This window comes from Mesorhizobium sp. Root552 (assembly GCF_001427285.1).
Classification (GTDB): Bacteria; Pseudomonadota; Alphaproteobacteria; order Rhizobiales; family Rhizobiaceae; genus Mesorhizobium.
Map to the genome: position 1 here is coordinate 1 of NZ_LMFV01000046.1, position 5,493 is coordinate 5,493.

Below are 5,493 nucleotides of genomic sequence, written 5' to 3' on the forward strand. Positions count from 1 at the left end.
CGAAATTGACCGACCCCTCGAACGCTTCAGGCCAATCCGGGCTAACCGCTTCAATCCAAACAACTTCAAATTCCCTTAGCGTGTATTAATGTAGAAATGCCCACGGAGCCCCGTGTTGTCGGTTGTCGCCATTCACCGAACGCAAGTCAGCGACCTTACAGCTAGATTTATCAAATGACTGGATCGGGGCCGTCTGCTGACCGTCCGGTCCTGGCTCAGAAACTGAGAAAGCCGACGTTCGGCCAACGACTTCATTGTAGTCGTTCCAGGGTCCTGAATGAGTTCCAGAAAGCCGCCCTTCCTGGCGCAAGCAAACAGTTGCTGCCGAAGCTGCCGACATGAAGGGAATTGACAGTTTTTATTACTCGGATGACTTTATCCGCTACACGCGTCCAGCAGGAGACCGTAGGTGTCGACCTTTCTGATCACGGGTGCAAGCGGGGGCATCGGGTCGGCGGTGAGTCAACGCCTCGCTAATTCCGGGCACCAGCTTGTTCTTGCCGCGCGAGACATTGACCGCCTCTCGTCGCTCCAAAGGTCCTTGCCGGGCGAGGTACACCGGGTGATCGCCGTCGACATGGCGTCGGACCAGTCGGTCGCGACGTTTTCAGAACGGCTTGAAAGCCTTGACGTGAAGCTGGACGGAGCCGTGCTCATGCCGCCGCAGCCTCATGCCGCGAACGATCCGTTGCCTGACCCCGAAGTTTGGCGAACCCTTTTCCAGGCCAGCTTCATCGGCCCGCTAGCCACGCTCAAAGCGGCCATTTCGCGGATGCGACCCGACGTGGCCAGCGGGCAACGCGCCAAGATTGTGATTATTTCAGGCATTTCGTCCGCACAGGTTCTTGGACACTACGCTACAAGCAACGTTATACGCACCGCCTGGCTGGGTGAGGCAAAGACATTGGCGTTCGCGTTGGGAGCCCGCAACATCCACATCAATACGCTATCCCTCGGCGGAACATTAACGCCCGTCTACCGTGATTCAATTGCCAGACGGGCGGCAGCTGCGGGGCAGAGTTTCGACGATTGGCTAAATACCGAAACCGATAACGTGCCGCTTCGCAAGTACGGCGAGCCTTCCGAGGTGGCCGTTGCTGTCGAGGGTCTGCTTTCGTCGTTCAGCGACCACATGACCGGCCTTAACATATTGCATGATGGTGGCTTCACTCGCGCCTACTGAGCCCCAACGCCATGATCAACGGCAAAGTCGACTGGTCTCTCCAAGGCACCGAGAGCGGCTCGGCCCCTTGCTAACGACAATGGTCGGAGCAGCGCTGCTCCTCTTGGGAGCTCGATAGATCGGATCGCGTTCCCCCGTCTAGGGGCCTGCTCAGTCCTGCGATCTCCGCCCGCATTGGGTCCCTTTGTGAGAAGCGCTGTCAGCCCGCTGATCTACAGGCAAGTTCCCAAGAGCGACTTCTTAGCGAACCTCGGCATGAGGCGATGAAGTGGCTGATCCGGAAGGCGCAAGTGCGGTTGCGGGTATACGTATTTCGCATTCCACCCCCTGAGTACGATAGTGCCATTCGGCGTCGCCCCCTACACTTTGAGCGAATGCGGATCTTATCATCCGCGAACCAAACCCCTTTTGTTTCGGCTCGGAGACCGGGGGACCATCGCGTTCAATCCATCTGAGCACGAAGCGCTCCGTTCCATCATCGATCTCGAAGCCCCAGTCGACCGTCACCCTTCCGGCATCGCTGCTTAGAGACCCATACTTCGAAGCGTTGGTGCACAGCTCGTGGATGGAAAGTGCGAAAGGCAGAGTCAGTGCAGCGGGCAACCGAAGAGGCGGACCTTGAAAATGAATGCGTTCGTCTCCGCTCTTGAATGGGCTAGTGGCCACATTCTTGACGAGGTCGAGGATATCGATGCCCTCCCAGTTGGTCTGGATGAGCAGCGATTGAACTTGAGCCAACGCCGTGAGCCGCTGCTGGAAATTTTCATACCTCGATTTCTCCACATGTGGGCGTATCGTGCTGGACGCGATTGCACTCACGACCGCGAGAGAGTTCTTCACCCGGTGCGATAGCTCCTGCATCAGCAGCAACCTCTGCTCCCGCCCTCACGTTCGATGGCAAGCGCGGCAATCTTGACGAGTAGTGTTACGATCTCGATGTCATGCGGCTCAGGCGCGCGAGGCTCGAGGTGGTAGAGGGCGAACGTACCAAGCACCGTGTTCATGCGCGACATGATCGGCGTCGACCAGCAGGCGCGTAGACCATGTCGCTTTGCAAGATCGCGATATTCACGCCACAAAGGGTCAGCGTCGATGTCCGCTACGTAGACAGGCTTGGCCATGAACGCGGCTGTTCCGCAGGATCCAACCTCCGGGCCGATCCGAAGGCCATCGATAGCGTCGTTGTATTCGTCGGGAAGGCTGGGAGCTGAACAATGGCGCAGATGCTCGCCATCGGGATCGAGCAGTAGGACCGACGCCAAAACGCGTTGGTCGGAATACTCCTCGATTGTGCGCACCAGACTAGCCAGCGTCTCGGTAAAAGGCTTGTCTGCCGCGACGAGAGTAAGCGTCCGGTTTTCGGCTTCGACCAGGCCCATCTGTCGCGCAGTAGCCTTCTCCCGGTCCTGAACTCTCCTCAGCAGGCGTCGATACTCGTCGGCAATCCAAATCGTCACCGCAGCAGCGATCACATATTGAGCAATGCCACCCCAGCCGAAAGCGTCCGGGAGTTGACGCTCGAACGTGACCCAAGCCAAAAGAAATCCAAGAAGTGCGCAAGCGAAGCCTGCGGCTGCACCAGCAAGAATTGCCGTAACCATCGAGGCCACCAGGAAGGTGGCGAACGGAGGAACCGAGGGATCGAGCAGGCCGATACTGTACCGGAAGGCGAGCGCTGCCACGGCGCAGATGGCGCCAAGTCCAACTGCCTTGGCGGTGTTCGGCTCGACCGTATAGACGGGTAGCCGATGAAATACCCGGGTGCCCGGCTGGGGCATAGGCTTACCCCCGCTGAAGCGGAAACAATATGCATTACAGGTCTTTCTGCAAGCGTCGCTTTGCGTTGCAGATGATCGTCCCTGAACGCTCCGGTCTGAGACTGTGCGACTTGGGGACCGCGACGGGTTCAGCGAACCATGTAGCCCTTTGGTATGGGCTGGCGATGGTCCGCGCTGATGCCGCGATTGTTGGGCTCTGGGCAGCGTACCGACTTCGCGCAGAACCTTCCGAACGGCAGGCACTGCGCAGGGGCTGGGGATGTCAATGCGCGTCAACGGGAGATGGACCCGTTGTGAGTTCGTTGAGCAAACGCTGTGTTTCCCGGCCTTCGGCGACCAGCCAATCCCTGAAGCGGACGACCTGGCGACGTCTTAGGGATGATTGCCTGAAGACCGCTACGTAGCCGTGGCTAGTCCATGCGCCCTTCGCGGCGTCAAACGGCAGGCAGAATGTGTCGTCATGGATGAGCTTCCGCAGCAGACCATAACCGGACAACACGAGGCCGGCATCCGAGCGCACTGCTTCCAGCGCGTGCGCGATCCGCTGATAGCGGATACCGCGCCTGGGATCGGATGTGCGGTGGCCGAAACGCGCGATCCAGTCCGGCCAGCCGATTGCGTCGGGATCGCCGTGATAGCAATCGAGATGAAGCAGCGGGAATCCTTCCAGCCGACGTTCCGAGGGCAAGGCGTCGATCCGCCGCGCATTCTCGCGCGAAGAAAGCGGAACGAGATAGTCCCGAAACAGGACGACCTCATTCCCTTCACCCGAGATCTCGGAAAACCTGATCTCACAGTCTGCCTTTCCAAGTCGCAGGCGCGCATCGCCGATGCCGTTGATGCAGAAATGTGTATTAGGAATGGTCATTCGATAGGCTTCGAGCCGCGGCGCCAGCCACAATTCGGCCAGGTCAGTGTCGGCAATGACGTGGATCTCGTCGCCTCGATGGATTTCGAGACGCTCAGCCGCCGCGCCCAGTTGTTCGAACGCGGCGGTGAGATGCGGCATGGCCTCCAGCAGTTCCCGGGACGGCCTGATGCCGGTTCGTCCACGCAGCAGCAGTTCCAGGCCGAGATAGTCCTCCAGCGCCTTGATCCGCTGGCCTATCGCCGCCGGCGTCACCGACAGTTCACGCGCGGCACCGCGGAGGGAGCCGGTCCGGAACACGGCCTCAAGCGCTTGGAAGGAGCGCAGATGCGTAATCGACGCCATAAGTTCTGATAAAGCTTATCTTTCGCTATGGATAGTTTGTTTGCGTTGCAAAGGATTCCAGTTCTCCCAGAATGGTGCGACAAGCGAGCAATGGGAGGAACGGCAATGGCACAAATGAAGCGCTACGTGATCGAGCGTGATATCCCCGGTATTGGTGGAATGTCGGTCGTCGAACTGTGCGGGGCGTCGCGCGCCTCGAACCAGGCGATCAGTCAGATCGGCGGCGACGTGCAGTGGCAGCACAGCTACGTCGCCGATGACAAGACGTTCTGCATCTATCTCGCGGCGAACGAGGCAGCCATCCACCGGCACGCCGAACTCAGCGGTATCCCGGTCTCTAAGATTACCGAGGTATCGCGGATCATCGATCCGCTGACCGCCAACAATTGAGCTGAGCGGGTTTCACCCCATGCCGGAGCTTCAACGCTCCGGCAATCCCACCTGCCTCAGCCACGGCTGCAACTGACACAACCATCCCGGTCTGGATTCCTGGGAATGTCGGCTTCTAGCCGATGGACTGTCCGTTCTGAGCGGCGAGTTTGGGGGCGCAAAGCTATCGTTCATTGGCGGCGTACGCAGGCTACCCATAGATGAGGCGTGATTACATCTAGAGCACGTCCTGCGATTGATGAATCGATTGTGATGTGACGGCGGCGGTGTCCAATGATTCAACATCCACTTTTACGAGGTGGATGTGGCCGCAGCGAGAATGCGTCAGAGCCCCTTTTGCGCGCCGATCCAGGGTCCCCATTCCGTGCTGATTGACACCCGTCCGGCGGGCGAAATAGTTTCGCTCAACGAGCGCCCTCATGGAAGCGCGGACGAAGACGGGATCGGTGAGCATGTCTTTGTTGGCCCCGACCAGCATCGTACCGCCTCGTCGGGGTTGGCAACGGCAAAGGCATAGGTAATTGCCCTCGGGAGGCGAGAGCACGAGACAGCGGCGATGGAAGATCGAAACAATCGCTTGTAGAGCGGCTAGACTAATGCCGACTGCGTGCGCCGGAGGGGTGTCGCAGACGCTAAAGCGGCAGACCCGCCTTGATGTAGCCGTCGAGGAAATGCTGCCGGTCCTCATCGCGCGTAAATGGCTGCGTAGCTGCCCAACGAGACGCCAGGAAGCCGGGATTGATCTCGAGGAACCGGCAGGCTTCCTCGTGGGCTTCGGTGAGTTTACCGAGTTGCGCCAAGCTTGCGGCGAGGATGCGTTTTGCCGGTAGCCGGCCAACCTCTTCCTTGCGGAGAACCCTGACAGCCTGGGTATAGCGGCCAGCAGCATAGTACGCGAACCCGAGGTCCCAGTAGTACCAACCCGGCGG

The 5,493-nt window shown here is 59.3% G+C and carries 6 protein-coding genes and 1 pseudogene; 2 read left to right on the forward strand and 5 right to left on the reverse strand.

Annotated features, from left to right (window positions below; genetic code table 11):
* The first annotated feature begins 409 nt into the window (after window positions 1–409).
* Window positions 410–1,183 carry an SDR family oxidoreductase gene (locus ASD50_RS17445; RefSeq protein ID WP_056243891.1) on the forward strand — a complete coding sequence of 258 codons (774 nt, stop codon included), beginning with the start codon at window positions 410–412 and terminating at the stop codon, window positions 1,181–1,183.
* Window positions 1,184–1,423: 240 nt separating this feature from the next.
* Here the strand turns inward: ASD50_RS17445 and ASD50_RS17450 are convergent, their stop codons facing one another.
* From ASD50_RS17450 to ASD50_RS17460, 3 genes are all read right to left on the reverse strand, one after another.
* Window positions 1,424–2,044 (reverse strand): sensor histidine kinase, encoded by a 621-nt coding sequence (locus ASD50_RS17450; RefSeq protein WP_056243894.1) that lies wholly within the window; start codon window positions 2,042–2,044, stop codon window positions 1,424–1,426.
* Complete coding sequence (locus ASD50_RS17455; RefSeq protein ID WP_056243897.1) at window positions 2,044–2,961, reverse strand: GAF domain-containing protein; 918 nt, start codon at window positions 2,959–2,961, stop codon at window positions 2,044–2,046. Before ASD50_RS17455 ends, ASD50_RS17450 begins: the two co-directional genes overlap by 1 nt.
* A gap of 262 nt (window positions 2,962–3,223) precedes the next feature.
* Window positions 3,224–4,174: a LysR family transcriptional regulator gene (locus ASD50_RS17460; RefSeq protein ID WP_056243901.1), complete on the reverse strand. Its 951-nt coding sequence runs from the start codon at window positions 4,172–4,174 to the stop codon at window positions 3,224–3,226.
* Window positions 4,175–4,279: 105 nt separating this feature from the next.
* Here ASD50_RS17460 and ASD50_RS17465 point away from each other — a divergent pair, with 105 nt between their 5' ends.
* On the forward strand, window positions 4,280–4,564 hold the full coding sequence (locus ASD50_RS17465; RefSeq protein WP_082549720.1) for a DUF4242 domain-containing protein: 285 nt from the start codon (window positions 4,280–4,282) through the stop codon (window positions 4,562–4,564).
* A gap of 217 nt (window positions 4,565–4,781) precedes the next feature.
* On the opposite strand, the gene ASD50_RS17470 is transcribed toward ASD50_RS17465, so the two are convergent.
* Complete coding sequence (locus ASD50_RS17470) at window positions 4,782–5,042, reverse strand: hypothetical protein (RefSeq protein ID WP_056243904.1); 261 nt, start codon at window positions 5,040–5,042, stop codon at window positions 4,782–4,784.
* 154 nt (window positions 5,043–5,196) lie between these two features.
* Window positions 5,197–5,493, reverse strand: a pseudogene (locus tag ASD50_RS17475) (tetratricopeptide repeat protein); the annotation flags it as partial.

Excerpts from the sequence above, each read along its gene's own strand:
- ASD50_RS17460 (WP_056243901.1), bottom strand. The coding sequence starts at position 4,174 with ATGGCGTCGATTACGCATCTGCGCTCCTTCCAAGCGCTTGAGGCCGTG.
- ASD50_RS17455 (WP_056243897.1), bottom strand. The coding sequence starts at position 2,961 with ATGCCCCAGCCGGGCACCCGGGTATTTCATCGGCTACCCGTCTATACG.
- ASD50_RS17470 (WP_056243904.1), bottom strand. The coding sequence starts at position 5,042 with ATGCTGGTCGGGGCCAACAAAGACATGCTCACCGATCCCGTCTTCGTC.
- ASD50_RS17465 (WP_082549720.1), top strand. The coding sequence starts at position 4,280 with ATGGCACAAATGAAGCGCTACGTGATCGAGCGTGATATCCCCGGTATT.
- ASD50_RS17450 (WP_056243894.1), bottom strand. The coding sequence starts at position 2,044 with ATGCAGGAGCTATCGCACCGGGTGAAGAACTCTCTCGCGGTCGTGAGT.